Consider the following 17,215-nt stretch of genomic DNA (forward strand, 5'->3'; position numbering starts at 1 on the left):
TATCAATTGGATTTGTCTTTTTGCAAGATAGAGAATGATTTTCGGCAAAATCAAAAGCTCCTGGAAAAATCATGAAGCCGATTCATCCGACAGCGGAACAACAGACCTCCGCCTCCTTCATTCATTTCTCGGCCGCCTCTCAGCTTCTTCCAGGGCTTCTCCTGACCGCGGCCATCGCCTGCGCAGCATTCGCCGTCCGCAGCCTGACAGGGTGGATGGCGCTCAGCCCGCTTATCCTCTCGATCGTTTTCGGCATGCTGATCCGCAATGCCCTGCCCGTTCCCGCTGCCGTCGAGCCCGGCATCGGCTTCTCGCTGAAACGGATCCTGCGCTTCGGCATCGTCCTGCTCGGCCTGCAGGTGACGGCGACGCAGATCCTCTCGCTCGGCGGCGCCGGTCTTTTGATGGTGGCGCTGACGCTCACGGCAACCTTCGTCGTCATCCGCCTCGCCGGTCGGCTGATGGGCGTCGATCGGTCGCTGACGGACCTGATCGCCGCCGGCACCTCGGTCTGCGGCGCCTCGGCGGTGATCGCCGCCAATACGGTGGTGCGCGGCAGGCAGGAGCACGTCGCCTATGCCGTCGCCTGCGTCACGCTGTTCGGCTCGCTCTCGATGCTCACCTATCCGCTGCTGGCGTCTCCATTGGGCCTGGATGCCCGCGGCTACGGCCTCTGGAGCGGCGCGACCATTCACGAAGTCGCGCAGGTCGTGGCGGCCTCTTTCCAGGGCGGCGATATTGCCGGCCAGTTCGGCACGATCTCCAAGCTCGCCCGTGTCGTCATGCTGGCGCCGCTCGTCATGACCCTGGCGCTGGCCGTGCGTTCGGGCGCAGAGGGCACTGCGAAAGCCTCGGCGCCGATGCCCTGGTTCGTGCTGGGTTTCGTGGGAATGATGCTGATCAACAGCGCGGTCGCCATTCCGGCGGACGTCAACCAGATGTTCGCAACGCTCACGAGCTTTCTGCTCTCCATGGCGCTCGCGGCCATGGGCCTGCAGACCGACATCCGCAAGCTGAAAGCGGAAGGCTGGCGGCCGCTCGCCCTCGGCGCCTTCGGCTGGCTCTTCATCGCGGCGTTCGGCTACGCGATGCTGAAACTCTTCGCGTTCTGAGAAGGAAGAACTGCGAGACAGGGCCGCCTCCCGGAAGGGGCGGCTTTTGCAGTTCAACAGGGCTTGGGTTTGTCGGCCGCCTTTGGGGCTTCGTCCTTCACAGCCTCGTCATGATACCAGCAGTCATCAACGACGCTGGCGGACATTTCATAGATACTGGCCGATGCAGTCCTGCCGTTTTCCAGGCGCCGCCGTGGACGGACCGGAAACTGATAGATCTTCGCAGTGTCACGACGGATGTCGGTGGTCATCCTATCGTCTCCCAACTTTAAGAGTGCATTCAAACACACACTGAGCACAAATCTGCACATTTTTTGTGCTTATTGCATTATTTTACATCAACTCCGTCTTTGACGCTAGGGCACTAATTGAGCTCGGCAGCTCACCAGGAGATCGTTTTGCTCCTCGGACCTGCCGCAAAGCAAACGTGTGCTCGCGATTCCGGTTCCTTAGGAAGGACATGCAGCTTCAAAAAAGGGGCTTCCATCAGACGACCCTCATTTAATCGCGGTGTTCGCGGCCCTCGCTCCCACCCGAATTGGAGTTCCTTCCATTTTTTTGAAAGCAGTGGCAGCGGGAGCGCCAAACTGGCACGGGAAATGCGTTCGCTAAGATATCCCGGAGGGGCGGCTTCGTTTGAGGCCGCTGTCCTCAGGATGGCTCAACCATGGAACTTCACGGCCTGAGAGATAAAAAATGACCAAGTATAAGCTCGAGTACATCTGGCTCGATGGGTACACCCCGGTACCGAACCTGCGCGGCAAAACGCAGATCAAGGAATTCGACGCGTTCCCGACGCTGGAACAGCTCCCCCTGTGGGGCTTCGACGGTTCGTCGACGATGCAGGCGGAAGGCCGTTCGTCCGATTGCGTTCTGAAGCCTGTCGCCCTCTACCCGGACCCGGCCCGCACCAACGGCGTGCTCGTCATGTGCGAAGTCATGATGCCCGATGGCGTCACGCCGCATCCGTCGAACAGCCGCGCCACCATCCTCGATGACGAGGACGCCTGGTTCGGTTTCGAGCAGGAATATTTCTTCTACGAAAACGGCCGCCCGCTCGGCTTCCCGGAAACGGGCTATCCGGCTCCGCAGGGCCCGTATTACACCGGCGTCGGCTACAAGAACGTCGGCTCGGTCGCCCGCGAGATCGTCGAGGAACATCTCGACCTCTGCCTCGCTGCCGGCATCAACCACGAAGGCATCAATGCCGAAGTGGCCAAGGGCCAGTGGGAATTCCAGATTTTCGGCAAGGGCTCCAAGAAGGCCGCCGACCAGATCTGGATGGCGCGCTACCTGCTTCTCCGTCTCTGCGAAAAGTACGGCATCGACATCGAGTTCCACTGCAAGCCGCTCGGCGACACCGACTGGAACGGCTCGGGCATGCACTGCAACTTCTCGACCAAGTTCATGCGCGAAGTCGGCGGCAAGGCCTATTTCGAAGCGCTGATGGCCCAGTTCGACAAGAACCTGATGGACCACATCAACGTCTACGGCCCGGACAACCACATGCGTCTGACCGGCAAGCACGAAACGGCCCCGTGGAACAAGTTCTCCTACGGCGTTGCCGACCGCGGCGCTTCGATCCGCGTTCCGCATTCCTTCGTCAAGAACGACTACAAGGGCTATCTGGAAGATCGCCGCCCGAATTCCCAGGGCGACCCCTACCAGATCGCTTCGCAGGTTTTGAAGACGATCTCGGAAGTTCCGACCTCCGGCTTCGCTTCGGCGGCTGCCTGATCGATCCGATCGTCTCTCAAGCAAAACGCCGGCCTTCGCGCCGGCGTTTTTCTTGCCCGCGTCGAAAGCGGCGCCGATCAGCCGTTGCGGACCCGCAATCCGTCCATGAAGAGCTGTTCGAGAAAGCGCGCGGCGTCTTCGAAACGGCCCTCGCCGGAATAATCCTGTCCGAGCACCGCCCTCACCTGCACGTCGAAATCGGCGTAATGCTGTGTCGTCGACCAGATCGAGAAGATCAGGTGATAGGGATCGCATCTGGCGATCTTGCCCGCGCGCGCCCAGGCGCGGATCACCTCCGCCTTCTCGTCGACAAGGTCCTTCAGCGGGCCTTTGAGCTCGTCTTCGATGCGCGGAGCACCCTGCAGGATCTCGTTGGCGAAGAGCCGGCTCTCCCGCGGATAGTCGCGGGCCATCTCCAGCTTGCGGCGGATGTAGGACCGGATTTCCGCTTCGGGATTGCCGTCCGCATCGAAGGCCCTGAGTGGCTCAAGCCAGGTGAACAGGACCCGGTCGATGAGCTGGCGGTGGATCGCCTCCTTGGTGCGGAAGTAATAGAGCAGGTTCGGCTTCGACATGCCGGCCGCATCGGCGATCTGGTCGATCGTCGCACCCCGGAACCCGTTAACCGAAAAGACGTCCAGCGCCGCCTCGAGGATGCGCTCCTCCTTCTCCTCCTGAATGCGCGTGCGTCTTAGTGTCTTCGCCGCCCTCGGGATGGCCATCCGTTTCCCAGCCCCTCTTCCGCGCCCGCTCAACGCTCCAGAAATTCCTCTGGATTTTTCGTGATTTTCGTCTTGAGTGACGGCACGGAAATTGTAATGTTTTACCAACCGGTCAAATTATCGGCGACAAGCGGAACAAACGCAATGCCGATCTTCAAGTGCTGGAAGCGCGCGAAGGATCGAGGGGAACGAAAAACATACCGTCCAAAAAGGGCGGAGCATAAACTGGCGAGGACGGAAAAATGGTGGCAGCACCCGGCGAAAACTTGCGCGTCAATGGCGACCGTCTCTGGGACATGCTCATGGAGATGGCGAAGATCGGCCCCGGCATTGCCGGCGGCAACAATCGCCAGACGCTGACGGACGCGGACGGCGAAGGCCGCCACCTCTTCAAGACATGGTGCGAAGCCGAAGGCATGACGGTCGGCGTCGACAAGATGGGCACCATGTTCGCCACCCGCCCCGGCACCGATCCGGACGCCCTGCCCGTCTATATCGGTTCGCACCTCGACACCCAGCCGACCGGCGGCAAGTTCGACGGCGTGCTCGGCGTGCTCGGCGGCCTGGAGGTCGCCCGCACGATGAACGACCTCGGCATCAAGACGAAACATCCGATCGTCGTGACCAACTGGACGAACGAGGAAGGTGCGCGGTTCGCGCCCGCCATGCTGGCATCCGGCGTCTTTGCCGGCGTGCATTCGATGGACTACGCCTATGCCCGCAAGGACCCGGAGGGCAAGACCTTCGGCGACGAGTTGACGCGCATCGGCTGGGTGGGCGACGAAGAGGTCGGGACCCGCAAGATGCACGCGTATTTCGAATACCATATCGAACAGGGTCCGATCCTCGAGGCGGAAGGGAAGCAGATCGGCGTCGTCACCCACTGTCAGGGCCTCTGGTGGCTCGAATTCACGTTGACCGGCAGGGAAGCGCATACCGGCTCGACACCGATGAACATGCGCGTCAATGCGGGGCTTGCCATGTCGCGCATCTTCGAAATGGTGCAGGAGGTGGCGATGAGCGAACAGCCGGGCGCAGTCGGCGGCGTCGGCCAGGTGTTCTTCTCGCCGAATTCCCGCAACGTCCTGCCGGGCAAGGTCACCTTCACCGTCGACATCCGCACGCCCTCCCAGGAAAAACTCGACCGGATGCGGGCAAAGATCGAGAAGCAGGCGGCGGAGATCTGCGAGAAACTCGGCGTCGGCTGTTCGGTCGAGGCCGTCGGCCATTTCGATCCAGTGACCTTCGATCCGGTTCTCGTCGCCCGCGTGCGCGAGGCGGCGGAAAAGCTCGGCTACAGCCACCGCGACATCATTTCCGGCGCCGGCCACGATGCCTGCTGGGCCGCGAAGGTGGCGCCGGCGACGATGATCTTCTGCCCATGCGTCGGCGGGCTTTCCCACAACGAGGCGGAAGACATTTCCAAGGATTGGGCGGCCGCGGGCGCCGACGTGCTGTTCCATGCCGTGCTGGAGACCGCGGAGATTGTGGAGTAGGATCGGGAGACATTCTGGTCGAGAGGAGAACCCAATGGGACGCCCGACAGAACTATCGCCGGAGGAGCGTGCTGACCTGATCCGCCGCGGCTATCGCCCCATCGAGATCTGGGTACCCGACCTCAATAACGAGGCTCTTCGCGTTCAGCTTCAGGAGGAAGCGCGGCGGATCGCTGAAGCTGATGCGCAGGAAGGCATCCTGGATTGGATCGAAGCTGCAGGCCCTACCGATTGGGACAAGCCGTGAAGATAAGCCGGGGAGATGTCGTGATCGCTGTTTTTCCGGGCGAACTGGGCAAACCTAGGCCAGCCATTGTCCTACAGGCCGACGACCTCACCGAAATCTTCAGTACGGTCTTGGCCTGCCCAATGACGACGCATCTGATTAACGCCCCCTTGCTGCGGCCGATTATTGCACCCAACACCGAAAACGGATTGCAGGAGCTTTCCCAGATCATGGTCGAAAAGATCTCGCCGTTGAGGAAGGATGTCGTCCGGCAGCGGATTGGACGACTAGGCGCCGGAGACATGAAAAGGCTTGAAATCGCCCTGATCCACATCACCGGCCTTTCATATTCGATACCTCCTGCAAACGAAACCAGACAATCAGGGGAACAACCATGACCACAGTCATCAAGGGTGGAACCGTCGTCACCGCCGACCTCACCTACAAGGCGGATGTCAGGATCGACGGCGGCAGGATCGTCGAGATCGGCCCGGACCTCTCGGGCGACCAGGTGCTGGACGCAGCGGATTGCTACGTCATGCCGGGCGGCATCGACCCGCACGTGCATCTCGAAATGCCCTTCATGGGCACCTATTCCTCCGACGATTTCGAAAGCGGCACGCGCGCGGGCCTTGCCGGCGGCACGACGATGGTGGTCGATTTCTGCCTGCCGGAACCCGGCCAGTCGCTCCTCGATGCGCTGAAGCGCTGGGACAACAAGGCGACCCGTGCCAATTGCGACTACTCGTTCCATATGTCCGTCACCTGGTGGGGCGAGCAGGTCTTCAACGAGATGAAGGCCGTCGTTCTGAACCACGGCATCAACACCTTCAAACACTTCATGGCCTATAAGGGCGCGTTGATGGTGAACGATGACGAAATGTTCGCCTCCTTCCAGCGCTGTGCCGAACTCGGCGCCCTGCCCCTCGTTCATGCGGAAAACGGCGATGTGGTCGCCGCCATGCAGCAGAAGCTGATGGACGAAGGCAATAACGGGCCGGAAGCGCATGCCTATTCGCGCCCCGCCTCCGTCGAGGGCGAGGCGACCAACCGCGCCATCATCATCGCCGACATGGCGGGCGTCCCGCTCTATGTGGTGCACACGTCCTGCGAACAGGCGCATGAAGCGATCCGACGTGCGCGGCAGAACGGCATGCGGGTCTATGGCGAGCCGCTGATCCAGCACCTGACGCTCGACGAAAGCGAGTATTTCAACAAGGATTGGGACCATTCGGCCCGCCGGGTCATGTCACCGCCCTTCCGCAACAAGCAGCATCAGGATTCGCTCTGGGCCGGCCTCTCCTCCGGTTCGCTGCAGGTGGTCGCGACCGATCATTGCGCCTTTACCACGGATCAGAAGCGATATGGCGTCGGCGACTTCCGCAATATCCCGAACGGCACCGGCGGGCTTGAGGACCGCATGCCCATGCTCTGGACCTACGGGGTGGCGACCGGCCGCATCACCATGAACGAGTTCGTGGCGGTCACCTCCACCAATATCGCGAAAATCCTCAACATCTATCCGAAGAAGGGCGCAATCCTGGTGGGCGCCGATGCGGATATCGTCGTCTGGGACCCGAAGCGGTCGAAGACGATCTCGGCGAAGACACAGCAGTCGGCGATCGACTACAACGTCTTCGAGGGCAAGGAAGTCACCGGCCTGCCGCGCTACACCCTGACCCGCGGTGTCGTGGCCGTCGAGGACGGTGCGATCAAGACCCGGGAGGGCCATGGCCAGTTCGTCAAGCGCGAACCGTTCCAAGCGGTGAACAAGGCGCTCTCCACCTGGAAGGAACTGACCGCCCCGCGCAAGGTCGAACGTACCGGCATTCCGGCAAGCGGGGTGTGACGGTGAAGCGGACGCCGCAGGGCCGGAATCCCCCCCTCTGTCCTGCCGGACATCTCCCCCACAAGGGGGGAGATCGGCAAGACGTGCCGGCTTCCCGAAACATCAAGTTCGTGCGGCACTGCAGCGGCAGTTTCAAATCTAAATTGGAGGCGATGCCGAGCTACTCTCCGATCTCCCCCCTTGTGGGGGAGATGTCCGGCAGGACAGAGGGGGGTAAGGCCGCAGAAACATCAGCCCGGCGTTTCCACCAATGCATCCAGCTCCGGCAAAAGCACGACGCTTTCCTGTTCGTTGGGATCGGTGCGGGCGATCACGGCCGTGCACGGCGTGCTGGAGAGATTGGCCGGCAGATGCGGCACGCCGGCCGGGATGTACATCAGCTCGCCCGCATGCAGCACGACATGGTTCTCCAGCCGGTCGCCGTACCACGTATGCGCAGAGCCGGAGAGCATGTAGATCGCCGTCTCGTGGGTCTCGTGCAGATGCGCCTTCGCCTTCACGCCCGGCGGTATCGTCAGGAGATGCATGCAAATGCCTTGCGAGCCGACCGTCTCCGCGGCGATCCCCTGAAAATAGCTGAGGCCCTGCTTGCCGTCATAGGCGGCATCGGGCTTCACGATGCGGCAGGTGGGTTTTGATGCGGTATCCATTGCCATCTTCCTCCGTAAGGCGGGATCTTTTGCAAGGATACCACGATCCGGCGATTTCCCGTGATAGGCTGGGGCCACGAAAAACCATCGGTCTCACGGCCGACATTCCATATGGATCTTATTCGAAATGTCATTGAGCCCTCCCCCCTTTTCCGTCGTTTCCGCCAGAAAGCTGGGGCTCACCTTCGAGACCAGTGACGGGCCGGTGCATGCGCTTTCGAATGTCGATCTGGAGGTGAGGAAAGGCGATTTCGTCTCCTTCATCGGTCCGTCCGGCTGCGGCAAGACGACGTTCCTGCGGGTCATCGCCGATCTGGAAAAGGCGACGGCGGGGGAGATCACCGTCAACGGCATGACGCCCGAGGAGGCGCGAAAGTCGCGGTCCTACGGCTATGTCTTCCAGGCGCCGGCGCTCTATCCCTGGCGGACGATCGAGAAGAACATCGCCCTTCCCCTTGAAATCATGGGCTATTCGGCAGCGGAGCGGCAAAGCCGCATAGAGCGCACGCTGGACTTGGTCAATCTCTCGGGCTTCGGCAAGAAATATCCCTGGCAGCTTTCCGGCGGCATGCAGCAGCGCGCCTCGATCGCCCGCGCGCTCGCCTTCGACGCCGATCTTCTCCTGATGGACGAACCCTTCGGCGCGCTCGACGAGATCGTCCGCGACCATCTGAACGAGCAGCTCCTGAAACTCTGGGCGCGGACGGAAAAGACCATCTGTTTCGTCACCCACTCCATTCCGGAGGCGGTCTATCTTTCGACGAGGATCGTCGTCATGTCGCCCCGGCCCGGCCGGGTGACTGACGTCATCGAATCCACTTTGCCGGCCGAGCGCCCGCTCGAAATCCGCGAGACGCCGGAATTTCTGGAAATCGCCCAACGGGTGCGCGAGGGGCTGAGAGCGGGGCATAGCTATGAGGAGTGAGGTTTTGCAAATATCAAAAACCCCTCCCCAACCCCTCCCCACAAGGGGGAGGGGCTTGCCGGGCCGCTTCCTCCCGCCATATCGCATCGCTGCTACTGTTAGCAACGTTGCCAAAAACGCGTGGCGAAGGCGGCAGATTAAGCCCCTCCCCCTTGTGGGGAGGGGTTGGGGAGGGGCCTTGGGCTCAAATATTCGAGGAGGGGTCTGAATGCCCCACTCGAATATCGACTCCAAAACAAGAGGGCGCGCCCAGCGCTTGCGCCGTGAATTGACCAAGGCCGAAGTGGAGATGTGGACCATGCTCCGCGATCTCCGCCCCTTTGGAGCACGCTTCCGCCGAGAGACGCCGATTGGGCCATATATCGCCGATTTCGCCTGGCTGTCCGCGCGGATCGTCGTCGAGGTCGACGGTGATACCCATGAGACCGATTACGGCCGCCGACACGACTTGAAACGTGACGAATTCCTAAAGAGCCAAGGCTTTATCGTACTCAGATTTGATAACGGTCAGGTTCTCGACGGTCCCGACTATGTCTTCCTAACCATCGAAAAGCATGTCGCTCCCTTCCTGAAGAAGGAGCTCGCATGAAACCCGACACCCTCACCCAACGCATAATCCCCATTGTCGCCATCCTCGTCGCCATCGTGGCGGTCTGGTACGTCGCGGCTTATTTCATGAACGCACCCTTCCAGCGCGACCTCGACCGGCGCGGCAATGTCGCCTCGACGCCGATCGAATTCTTCGAGAAGACGATGGCTCAGCCGAAGCCGGTGCTGCCGGCGCCGCACCAGGTGGTGAGCAACGTCTTCGAGAACACCTTCCTGCGGCGCGTCACCAGCAATCGCAGCCTCGTCTATCACGCCTGGGTGACGCTTTCGTCCACCGTCGTCGGCTTCACCTTCGGCACGGCTCTCGGCATCCTGATCGCGGTCGGCATCGTGCATGTGAAGGCGCTCGACCGCAGCCTCATGCCATGGATCATCGCCTCGCAGACCGTGCCGATCCTGGCGATCGCGCCGATGGTGATCGTCGTGCTGGCGGCGGTGAACGTCACCGGCCTCATCCCCAAGGCGCTGATCTCGACCTATCTCTCCTTCTTCCCGGTCGCGGTCGGCATGGTGAAAGGCCTGCGCTCGCCGGAACTCATTCAGCTCGATCTGATGCGCACCTACAATGCGAGCGCCGGCCAGACCTTCTGGAAGCTGCGCGTGCCGGCCTCGATCCCCTTCCTGTTCACGTCCATGAAGGTGGCGATCGCCGCAAGCCTGGTCGGCGCGATCGTCGGCGAAATGCCGACCGGCGCGGTGGCGGGAATCGGCCGGAAACTTCTGGACGGCTCTTATTACAGCCAGACGATCGATCTCTTCGCGGCGCTGATCGCAGCTTCCGTGCTCGCCGCTGCGCTCGTCACCATCGTCGGTCTTGTCGCAAAGATCGTCGATCGCGCTATGGGTGGGAGGCCGGCATGAGCCTGATCTTCCGTTCCTGGCAGGGAGCGACCGCGCTTCTCCTCTGTCTCGGGGCACTCGCCTCCCTGCCCCTACTGGCGCCGGACGTCTCCGCGCCTTTCGGCAGCGACACCGTGACGTTGATCTTCGTCCTGGTGGCGGGAGCCGCCCTCGCCTCCTTCACCAAAGTCCCTGCGACGTTTCTTGCGGCGATCCTCTTCCTTTGCGCCCATCTCGCTGCCTGGCTTTTGATCGGCGGGCTTTCCGGCAATGAAAACGGCAAGGCGACGCTCGCCTTCTTCCTTATGATCACAGCCTGTTGGCTGATCGCCTGGCGCTCTGTCACCGTGCTGTCCGCCATTCGTACAAAATCGAAGGCCGGCGACACGTTCCTGAGGCTCCTCATCCCGGCGATCTTCGGTGCCTGGATCCTGATCATCTGGGAAGCGGTCACCCGCGGCGGCGGCATTCCCTTCATTCTGCTCCCACCACCGAGCGCCATCGGCGCGCGGCTTGCCGGCTCGATCCCGATCCTCTGGGCCGACGTGCGGCAGACAATCTTCAAGGCGGTGCTGTTCGGTTATGTCGTCGGCTGCGCCTCCGGCTTCGCCGTGGCGATCCTCGCCGACCGCATCGCCTTCCTGCGCCGCGGCCTGCTGCCGATCGGCAACATGGTCTCGGCGCTCCCGATCATCGGCGTGGCACCGATCATGGTGATGTGGTTCGGCTTCGACTGGCAGTCGAAGGCTGCCGTCGTCATCATCATGACCTTCTTCCCCATGCTGGTGAACACGGTTGCGGGCCTTGCCGCGGCGGGCAATATGGAGCGGGACCTGATGCGTTCCTACGCCTCGAACTACTGGCAGACCCTTTTCAAGCTGCGCCTGCCCGCCGCCATGCCCTTCATCTTCAACGCGCTGAAGATCAATTCGACGCTGGCGCTGATCGGCGCCATCGTGGCTGAATTCTTCGGCACGCCGATCGTCGGCATGGGATTCCGCATCTCCACCGAAATCGGTCGCATGAATGTCGACATGGTCTGGGCCGAAATCGCTGTTGCGGCGGTTGTCGGTTCGGTTTTTTATGGTGTCGTGGCGCTTGGCGAAAGAGCGACGACGTTCTGGCATCCGTCTAACCGTGGGGGTTAGGCGCTGAAATCCGGCCCCTGGCAATGGAGCCGGCAAACAACAGAGGGAACGAAAATGAAAAAGATCATGATGACATTGATGGCGGGCGCGATGTCGCTCGCGAGCGCCCAGGCGATGGCCGCGGACAAGGTCACCCTGCAGCTGAAATGGGTCGCGCAGGGCCAGTTCGGCGGCTATTACGTCGCCAAGGACAAGGGTTTCTACGAGGAGGAAGGCCTCGATGTCGAGATCAAGCCGGGGGGCCCGGACATCGCCCCGGAACAGGTGATCGCCGGCGGCGGCGCCGACGTGATCGTCGACTGGATGGGCGGCGCGCTTGTCGCCCGCGAAAAGGGCGTGCCGCTGGTCAACATCGCCCAGCCCTATGAAAAATCCGGCCTCCAGCTCATCTGCCCGAAGGACGGGCCGGTGAAGACCGAAGCCGACTTCAAGGGCCACACGCTCGGCGTCTGGTTCTTCGGCAACGAATATCCGTTCTTCGCCTGGATGAACAAGCTCGGCCTCTCGACCGACGGCGGCGCGAACGGCGTCACGGTTCTCAAGCAGAGCTTTGACGTCCAGCCGCTCATCCAGAAGCAGGCCGACTGCATCTCGGTCATGACCTATAACGAGTACTGGCAGGCGATCGACGCCGGCTTCAAGCCGGAGGACCTGATCGTCTTCAATTACACCGCCATGGGCAACGACCTGCTGGAAGACGGTCTTTACGTGCTCGACACGAAGCTGAAGGACCCGAAGTTCAAGGAAAACATGGTCAAATTCGTCCGCGCCTCGATGAAGGGCTGGAAATATGCGATCGACAATCCGGAGGAAGCCGCCGAGATCGTCATGGACAATGGCGGGCAGGACGAGAACCACCAGAAGCGCATGATGGGCGAAGTGGCCAAGCTCATCGGCACCGGCACGGGCAAGCTCGACACGGCCACCTACGACCGCACGGTGAAGGCGCTTCTCGACCAGAAGATCATCACCAAGCAGCCGGAAGGCGCCTATACGAGCGAGATTACCGACGCAGCACTGAAATAATAATCGCCGCCTCTCCACTCAAAGAGAACGCGCGACTACAGGTCGCGCGTTTTTAGAATTTTCTTACGTAAATCATAACCAAAACTCATTCATCTCATAACGTATATGGATTGATTTGTGCAGCGCAAACACGTAAAAGTGCGGCCTTGATGAATCTTTCGCTGCCGGGCTTGTAACCGTTTTGTGCGGTCACCATCTCGAAGCGGGATGCCACGCGGAGGGGGCGCGGCGAGACGGGATCTGCCCCGAGCGGAATATTTGCCCCTTATCTTCAGGTCGGAAGTAGTCGCATGTTTCGCAAGTTCCCGAAGTCTGCCGGTCTCACGGCTCTCTTGATCTCGCTTGCCGCGAGCACAGCGCTGGCGCAGGAAACTGCTCCGCCGGCCCCGGCCCAGACTGAAATCAAGCTCCCATCCATCGTCGTGACCGAAGCGGTGACGAAGCCTCTCGTCGATCGTGTGGTCGCGACCGGCACGATCAAGCCTGTGGAAGAGGTCTATGTCCAGCCGCTGGTGGACGGCCTGTCGATCAAGACGCTCAACGCCGATGTCGGCGACGAGGTGAAGGCCGACAGCGTGCTCGCCACGCTCAACGACGACGCGCTCCTGCTGCAGAAGAGCCAGTACGAGGCCAACAAGGCGAAAGCCGAGGCCGCCGTCGCCCAGTACAAGGCGCAGGTGATCGAGGCCGAGGCCAATCTCGCCGACGCGACCCGCCAGCGCGACCGCACGAAGCGGCTGAGCCAAAGCGGCACGAGCACCGTTTCCCAGCTCGAACAGGCGGAAGCGCTGGTGGAAGTGTCCGAGGCGCGGCTGAATGCCGCCAGGCAGGCCGTCAGCGTCGGAGAATCCGACATCAAGGTCGTCGACAGCCAGATCGAGGACGTCGACCTGAGGCTCGCCCGCACCGGTGTGAAGACCCCCGTCGCCGGCGTCGTCTCGGTGCGCAATGCCAAGGTCGGCGCGATCGCCACGGGCGCGGGCAATCAACTCTTCACGATCATCAAGGACGGCGCGATCGAGCTCGTCGCCGATCTTTCCGAATCCGATATCCAGAAAATCAAGGCCGGCCAGAAGGCGATCGTGACGATCGCCGGCGGCAGGACGAAGATCGAGGGCAAAGTGCGGCTCGTCTCTCCGACGGTCGACGCCACGACACGGCTCGGCTCCGTGCATATCGTCATCGACGACGAAAGCGGTGCCCGCGCCGGCATGTATGCCAGTGCCGAGATCATCATCGCCGAGACCAATGCGCTGGCGCTCCCCTTGTCCGCCGTCACCACCGGCCGCGAGGGTTCCACCGCCCGCAAGGTCGAGGACAATGTGGTCAAGCAGGTGAAGATCGAAACCGGCATCCAGGATGGCGGTTTCGTCGAGGTCGTCAGCGGTCTCGAGGCCGGCGACATGGTCGTTGCGAAGGCCGGCGCCTTCGTCCGGGACGGCGACAGGATCGCCCCGGTCCCGGCCGAACCCGGCACTGTGTCCAACTGAGGCCAGAACGAGGTAAGCCCGCATGAACTTCTCCGCCTGGTCGATCCGCAACCCGATTGCGCCGCTGCTCGGCTTTGCCCTGCTGCTCTATGTCGGCATCCAGTCGTTCTACGCCCTGCCGATCACCCGTTTTCCGAATATCGACGTCCCGGTCGTCTCGATCACCGTGACCCAGAGCGGCGCGTCTCCCGCCGAGCTGGAAATGCAGGTGACGAAGGAGATCGAGGACGCGGTCGCCTCGATCAGCGGCATCGATGAAATCCAGTCGACGGTGACCGACGGCCAATCGCAGACCGTCGTGCTCTTCCGCATCGAAAAGCCGACCGAAGAGGCCGTGCAGGACACCAAGGACGCGATCGACAAGATCCGCAGCGACCTGCCCGCCGGCATCGAGGAACCCGTCGTCACCAAGGTGGACGTCGAAGGCCAGGCGATCCAGACATTCGCCGTCTCCTCGCCGAACATGACGCTGGAGGAAATCTCCTGGTTCGTCGATGACACGGTGAAGCGCGCCCTGCAGGGCCAGCCGGGGATCGGCCGCATCGACCGCTACGGCGGCGCCGACCGCGAGATCCGCGTGTCGCTGAACCCTGCCAAGCTCGACGGTTACGGCATCACGGCCGCCGACGTGAACCAGCAGCTTCGGGGCACCAACGTCGATCTGGGCTCCGGCCGCGGCCAGGTGGCCGGCAACGAGCAGACGATCCGCACGCTCGGCGACGCCCGCAACGTCCAGCAGCTCGCCGATACGACGATCACGCTGCCGAACGGCCGCTTCGTCAAGCTGACCGAGCTCGGCACCATCACCGACACCTATGAGGAGCCGAAATCCTTCTCGCGCTTCAACGGTACGCCCTCGGTCACGTTTGCCGTCTTCCGCGCCAAGGGCGCCAGCGAAGTCTCGGTCGCCGAGACGGTCGCGGAAAGTCTCGACGAGGTGCGCAAGGCCAATCCGAACGTCTCGATCGAGATGGTCGACGACTCCGTCTATTTCACCTACGGCAACTATGAAGCCGCCCTACACACGCTGATGGAAGGCTCGATCCTCGCCGTCATCGTGGTGTTCCTGTTCCTCAGGAACTGGCGCGCGACGCTGATCGCGGCGGTCGCCCTGCCGCTCTCGGCGATTCCGACCTTCTGGATCATGGACGTCATGGGGTTCTCCCTGAACCTCGTAAGCTTCCTGGCGCTCACGCTCGCAACCGGTATTCTCGTCGACGACGCGATCGTCGAGATCGAGAACATCGCGCGGCATATCAAGATGGGCAAGACGCCCTACCGGGCGGCGCTGGAAGCGGCCGACGAGATCGGCCTTGCCGTCATCGCCACCAGCTTCACGATCATCGCGGTCTTCGTGCCGGTCTCGTTCATGCCGGGCATTCCGGGTCAATACTTCATCCAGTTCGGCCTGACGGTCGCCTTCTCGGTCTTCTTCTCGCTGGCGGTGGCGCGCCTCATCACACCGCTGATGGCCGCCTACCTGATGCGCGCCGAAGACGCGATGGAAGACCATCACGACAACGACGGCTGGATCATGAAGGCCTACACGCGCCTCGTCACCGGCACGACCCGCAAATGGTACTGGCGGTATACGACGCTGCTCGCCGCTATCGGCTTCCTCGTCGGCTCCGTGATGCTGCTCAGCCAGGTTCCGGGCAGCTTCCTGCCGCCGGACGATTCCTCGCGCGTCGTGCTTTCGGTCGAACTGCCGCCGAATGCGACGCTGGATGAGACTGCCGCCAGCACGGACGTCATCTACGATGCCGTTCGCAACATCGACGGCGTGGAGAGCGTCTTCATCCTGGGCGGCGCTTCGCCGAAGGGCGATCTCGAACTGCGCCGCGCGACCGTGCGCGTGATCCTCGGGAACATCGACCATTCGCTGGTGAAGACCCTGGTCAACAAGGGCCTGGGCTCCATCCCCCTTCTCGGCGATTATATGCCGAAGATGAAGGAGAACGGCCGCACGCGCCCGCAGTGGGACGTCGAGAAGGATATCTTCGCGGCCGTCCGCTCAATCCCGGACGTGCGCATCTCCAAGGTCAACGACCGCGCCGAGCGCGAGCTTTCGTTCAACTTCCTCTCGACCAACGAGGCGGACCTGAACGAAGCCGTCAGCATCCTGGAATCGAAGCTGCGCGCCTCGCCGATCCTCGTCAACGTTTCGTCGGAAGGCGCGCTCCCCCGGCCGGAACTACAGATCCGTCCGCGCATGGATGAGGCCTCGCGTCTCGGCATCACGCCGCAGCAGATTTCGGAGACCGTTCGCGTTGCCACGATCGGCGATGTCGACGCGAACCTCGCCAAGATCTCGCTCGACGACCGGCAGATTCCGATCCGCGTGCAGGCGTCGCTCGATGTCCGCCGCGATCTCGCCGCCATCCGGGCGCTGAAGATCAAGACGGCATCGGGGGCCAGCGTGCCGCTCTACAACGTCGCCGACATCGACTATTCGGAAGGTCCGAGCTCGATCAAGCGCAACGATCGCAGCCGCGTCGTGTCGATCGGCTCCGACGTGCCTTTCGGCACGGCGCTCGACACGGCGAGCGCCGAGTTCAAGCGCATCGTCGATTCGACGGAGTTCCCGAAGACGGTCCGTCTGGCCGAAAGCGGCGACGCCAAGGTGCAGGCGGAAATGACGCAGAGCTTCGGCAACGCCATGCTGCTCGGCCTGATGCTGGTGCTCGTGGTGCTGATCCTCCTCTTCAAGGACGTGATCCAGCCCTTCACCATCCTCTTCTCGCTGCCGCTGGCGATCGGCGGCGTGGCGGCGGCGCTGATCATCACCCAGAACGCGCTTTCCATGCCGGTGCTGATCGGCATCCTGATGCTGATGGGCATCGTCACGAAGAACGCCATCCTGCTCGTCGACTTCGCCATCGAGATGAAGCGCCACGGCCTGGAACGCGTCCATGCCATGGTGGAGGCCGGCCGCAAGCGCGCCCGCCCGATCATCATGACCTCGATCGCCATGTCGGCGGGCATGCTGCCTTCGGCGCTCGGCGTCGGCGAAGGCGGTTCCTTCCGCGCGCCCATGGCGATCGCGGTGATCGGCGGCATCATCGTCTCGACGGTGCTCTCGCTCGTCGTCGTGCCGTCCTTCTTCCTGATCATGGACGACCTGTCGCGCCTGCTCGGCAAGCTCTTCGGCCGCATGGTCGGCAAGAAGGAAGAGGAAGATCTCGGCCTCTCCAACGAGGAACTCAGCCAGGAGACGCGCAAGCAGGCGCAGTCGATCGCCTCGCTGGAAGAGCGCCTCAACCAGATCGAACGGCAGACCGGCGCCAACGACGACCGCTCGCCGGGGACGCAGGTGGGCAACAAGGTGCTTCGCCTGCCGCCGATGGCTGCGGAATAAGCTTCATCTCCAGCCGCATTTCGAAAA

At 62.3% G+C, this 17,215-nt stretch carries 16 protein-coding genes; 13 read left to right on the forward strand and 3 right to left on the reverse strand.

The genetic code is table 11. From position 1 onward, the window contains the following. The first annotated feature begins 71 nt into the window (after nucleotides 1-71). Nucleotides 72-1,112: a YeiH family protein gene (locus ACMGE0_RS26230; RefSeq protein ID WP_436818827.1), complete on the forward strand. Its 1,041-nt coding sequence runs from the start codon at nucleotides 72-74 to the stop codon at nucleotides 1,110-1,112. A 53-nt stretch (nucleotides 1,113-1,165) separates the two neighbouring features. On the opposite strand, the gene ACMGE0_RS26235 is transcribed toward ACMGE0_RS26230, so the two are convergent. After that, nucleotides 1,166-1,363, reverse strand: a complete 198-nt coding sequence (locus ACMGE0_RS26235; protein WP_436818828.1) for a DUF2735 domain-containing protein — start codon at nucleotides 1,361-1,363, stop codon at nucleotides 1,166-1,168. Between the two features lie 445 nt (nucleotides 1,364-1,808). Here ACMGE0_RS26235 and ACMGE0_RS26240 point away from each other — a divergent pair, with 445 nt between their 5' ends. Next, nucleotides 1,809-2,849, forward strand: coding sequence for a glutamine synthetase beta-grasp domain-containing protein (locus ACMGE0_RS26240; RefSeq protein WP_436818829.1), 1,041 nt, complete (start codon nucleotides 1,809-1,811; stop codon nucleotides 2,847-2,849). 77 nt (nucleotides 2,850-2,926) lie between these two features. Here ACMGE0_RS26240 and ACMGE0_RS26245 read toward each other — a convergent pair whose 3' ends face one another. After that, complete coding sequence (locus ACMGE0_RS26245) at nucleotides 2,927-3,571, reverse strand: TetR family transcriptional regulator C-terminal domain-containing protein (RefSeq protein ID WP_436818830.1); 645 nt, start codon at nucleotides 3,569-3,571, stop codon at nucleotides 2,927-2,929. Between the two features lie 245 nt (nucleotides 3,572-3,816). Between ACMGE0_RS26245 and ACMGE0_RS26250 the strand changes: the two genes are divergently transcribed. Genes ACMGE0_RS26250 through hydA form a run of 4 tightly spaced genes read left to right on the forward strand, consistent with a single transcriptional unit; the run spans nucleotide 3,817 to nucleotide 7,142 of the window. Continuing rightward, the gene (locus ACMGE0_RS26250) at nucleotides 3,817-5,067 is read left to right on the forward strand and encodes a Zn-dependent hydrolase (RefSeq protein ID WP_436818892.1); all 1,251 of its coding nucleotides are present in this window, start codon (nucleotides 3,817-3,819) and stop codon (nucleotides 5,065-5,067) included. Between the two features lie 34 nt (nucleotides 5,068-5,101). Further along, the gene (locus tag ACMGE0_RS26255; RefSeq protein WP_436818831.1) at nucleotides 5,102-5,314 is read left to right on the forward strand and encodes an antitoxin MazE-like protein; all 213 of its coding nucleotides are present in this window, start codon (nucleotides 5,102-5,104) and stop codon (nucleotides 5,312-5,314) included. 20 nt (nucleotides 5,315-5,334) lie between these two features. Then, nucleotides 5,335-5,691 carry a type II toxin-antitoxin system PemK/MazF family toxin gene (locus ACMGE0_RS26260; RefSeq protein ID WP_436818832.1) on the forward strand — a complete coding sequence of 119 codons (357 nt, stop codon included), beginning with the start codon at nucleotides 5,335-5,337 and terminating at the stop codon, nucleotides 5,689-5,691. Next, nucleotides 5,688-7,142 (forward strand): dihydropyrimidinase, encoded by a 1,455-nt coding sequence (gene hydA, locus ACMGE0_RS26265; RefSeq protein WP_436818833.1) that lies wholly within the window; start codon nucleotides 5,688-5,690, stop codon nucleotides 7,140-7,142. Before ACMGE0_RS26260 ends, hydA begins: the two co-directional genes overlap by 4 nt. Nucleotides 7,143-7,372: 230 nt before the next feature. Here the strand turns inward: hydA and ACMGE0_RS26270 are convergent, their stop codons facing one another. After that, complete coding sequence (locus ACMGE0_RS26270) at nucleotides 7,373-7,792, reverse strand: cupin domain-containing protein (RefSeq protein ID WP_436818834.1); 420 nt, start codon at nucleotides 7,790-7,792, stop codon at nucleotides 7,373-7,375. 127 nt (nucleotides 7,793-7,919) lie between these two features. Here ACMGE0_RS26270 and ACMGE0_RS26275 point away from each other — a divergent pair, with 127 nt between their 5' ends. From ACMGE0_RS26275 to ACMGE0_RS26305, 7 genes are all read left to right on the forward strand, one after another. Then, nucleotides 7,920-8,717, forward strand: coding sequence for an ABC transporter ATP-binding protein (locus tag ACMGE0_RS26275; RefSeq protein ID WP_436818835.1), 798 nt, complete (start codon nucleotides 7,920-7,922; stop codon nucleotides 8,715-8,717). A 208-nt stretch (nucleotides 8,718-8,925) separates the two neighbouring features. Next, on the forward strand, nucleotides 8,926-9,306 hold the full coding sequence (locus ACMGE0_RS26280; protein ID WP_436818836.1) for an endonuclease domain-containing protein: 381 nt from the start codon (nucleotides 8,926-8,928) through the stop codon (nucleotides 9,304-9,306). Then, nucleotides 9,303-10,187: an ABC transporter permease gene (locus tag ACMGE0_RS26285; RefSeq protein WP_436818837.1), complete on the forward strand. Its 885-nt coding sequence runs from the start codon at nucleotides 9,303-9,305 to the stop codon at nucleotides 10,185-10,187. Before ACMGE0_RS26280 ends, ACMGE0_RS26285 begins: the two co-directional genes overlap by 4 nt. Continuing rightward, nucleotides 10,184-11,314 (forward strand): ABC transporter permease, encoded by a 1,131-nt coding sequence (locus ACMGE0_RS26290; RefSeq protein ID WP_436818838.1) that lies wholly within the window; start codon nucleotides 10,184-10,186, stop codon nucleotides 11,312-11,314. The genes ACMGE0_RS26285 and ACMGE0_RS26290 overlap by 4 nt, the downstream gene beginning before the upstream one ends. 54 nt (nucleotides 11,315-11,368) lie before the next feature. Next, nucleotides 11,369-12,340, forward strand: a complete 972-nt coding sequence (locus tag ACMGE0_RS26295) for an ABC transporter substrate-binding protein (protein WP_436818839.1) — start codon at nucleotides 11,369-11,371, stop codon at nucleotides 12,338-12,340. Between the two features lie 290 nt (nucleotides 12,341-12,630). Further along, the gene (locus tag ACMGE0_RS26300) at nucleotides 12,631-13,830 is read left to right on the forward strand and encodes an efflux RND transporter periplasmic adaptor subunit (RefSeq protein ID WP_436818840.1); all 1,200 of its coding nucleotides are present in this window, start codon (nucleotides 12,631-12,633) and stop codon (nucleotides 13,828-13,830) included. Nucleotides 13,831-13,852: 22 nt separating this feature from the next. Continuing rightward, nucleotides 13,853-17,188, forward strand: a complete 3,336-nt coding sequence (locus tag ACMGE0_RS26305) for an efflux RND transporter permease subunit (RefSeq protein WP_436818841.1) — start codon at nucleotides 13,853-13,855, stop codon at nucleotides 17,186-17,188. Nucleotides 17,189-17,215: the final 27 nt, after the last annotated feature.

The sequence above is a fragment of the Neorhizobium descurainiae genome, from assembly GCF_051400715.1.
Lineage (GTDB): Bacteria > Pseudomonadota > Alphaproteobacteria > Rhizobiales > Rhizobiaceae > Neorhizobium.

Excerpts from the sequence above, each read along its gene's own strand:
- ACMGE0_RS26280 (WP_436818836.1), top strand. The coding sequence starts at position 8,926 with ATGCCCCACTCGAATATCGACTCCAAAACAAGAGGGCGCGCCCAGCGC.
- ACMGE0_RS26230 (WP_436818827.1), top strand. The coding sequence starts at position 72 with ATGAAGCCGATTCATCCGACAGCGGAACAACAGACCTCCGCCTCCTTC.
- ACMGE0_RS26235 (WP_436818828.1), bottom strand. The coding sequence starts at position 1,363 with ATGACCACCGACATCCGTCGTGACACTGCGAAGATCTATCAGTTTCCG.
- ACMGE0_RS26245 (WP_436818830.1), bottom strand. The coding sequence starts at position 3,571 with ATGGCCATCCCGAGGGCGGCGAAGACACTAAGACGCACGCGCATTCAG.
- ACMGE0_RS26295 (WP_436818839.1), top strand. The coding sequence starts at position 11,369 with ATGAAAAAGATCATGATGACATTGATGGCGGGCGCGATGTCGCTCGCG.
- ACMGE0_RS26240 (WP_436818829.1), top strand. The coding sequence starts at position 1,809 with ATGACCAAGTATAAGCTCGAGTACATCTGGCTCGATGGGTACACCCCG.
- ACMGE0_RS26290 (WP_436818838.1), top strand. The coding sequence starts at position 10,184 with ATGAGCCTGATCTTCCGTTCCTGGCAGGGAGCGACCGCGCTTCTCCTC.
- ACMGE0_RS26270 (WP_436818834.1), bottom strand. The coding sequence starts at position 7,792 with ATGGATACCGCATCAAAACCCACCTGCCGCATCGTGAAGCCCGATGCC.
- ACMGE0_RS26305 (WP_436818841.1), top strand. The coding sequence starts at position 13,853 with ATGAACTTCTCCGCCTGGTCGATCCGCAACCCGATTGCGCCGCTGCTC.
- ACMGE0_RS26255 (WP_436818831.1), top strand. The coding sequence starts at position 5,102 with ATGGGACGCCCGACAGAACTATCGCCGGAGGAGCGTGCTGACCTGATC.
- ACMGE0_RS26285 (WP_436818837.1), top strand. The coding sequence starts at position 9,303 with ATGAAACCCGACACCCTCACCCAACGCATAATCCCCATTGTCGCCATC.
- ACMGE0_RS26275 (WP_436818835.1), top strand. The coding sequence starts at position 7,920 with ATGTCATTGAGCCCTCCCCCCTTTTCCGTCGTTTCCGCCAGAAAGCTG.
- ACMGE0_RS26300 (WP_436818840.1), top strand. The coding sequence starts at position 12,631 with ATGTTTCGCAAGTTCCCGAAGTCTGCCGGTCTCACGGCTCTCTTGATC.
- hydA (WP_436818833.1), top strand. The coding sequence starts at position 5,688 with ATGACCACAGTCATCAAGGGTGGAACCGTCGTCACCGCCGACCTCACC.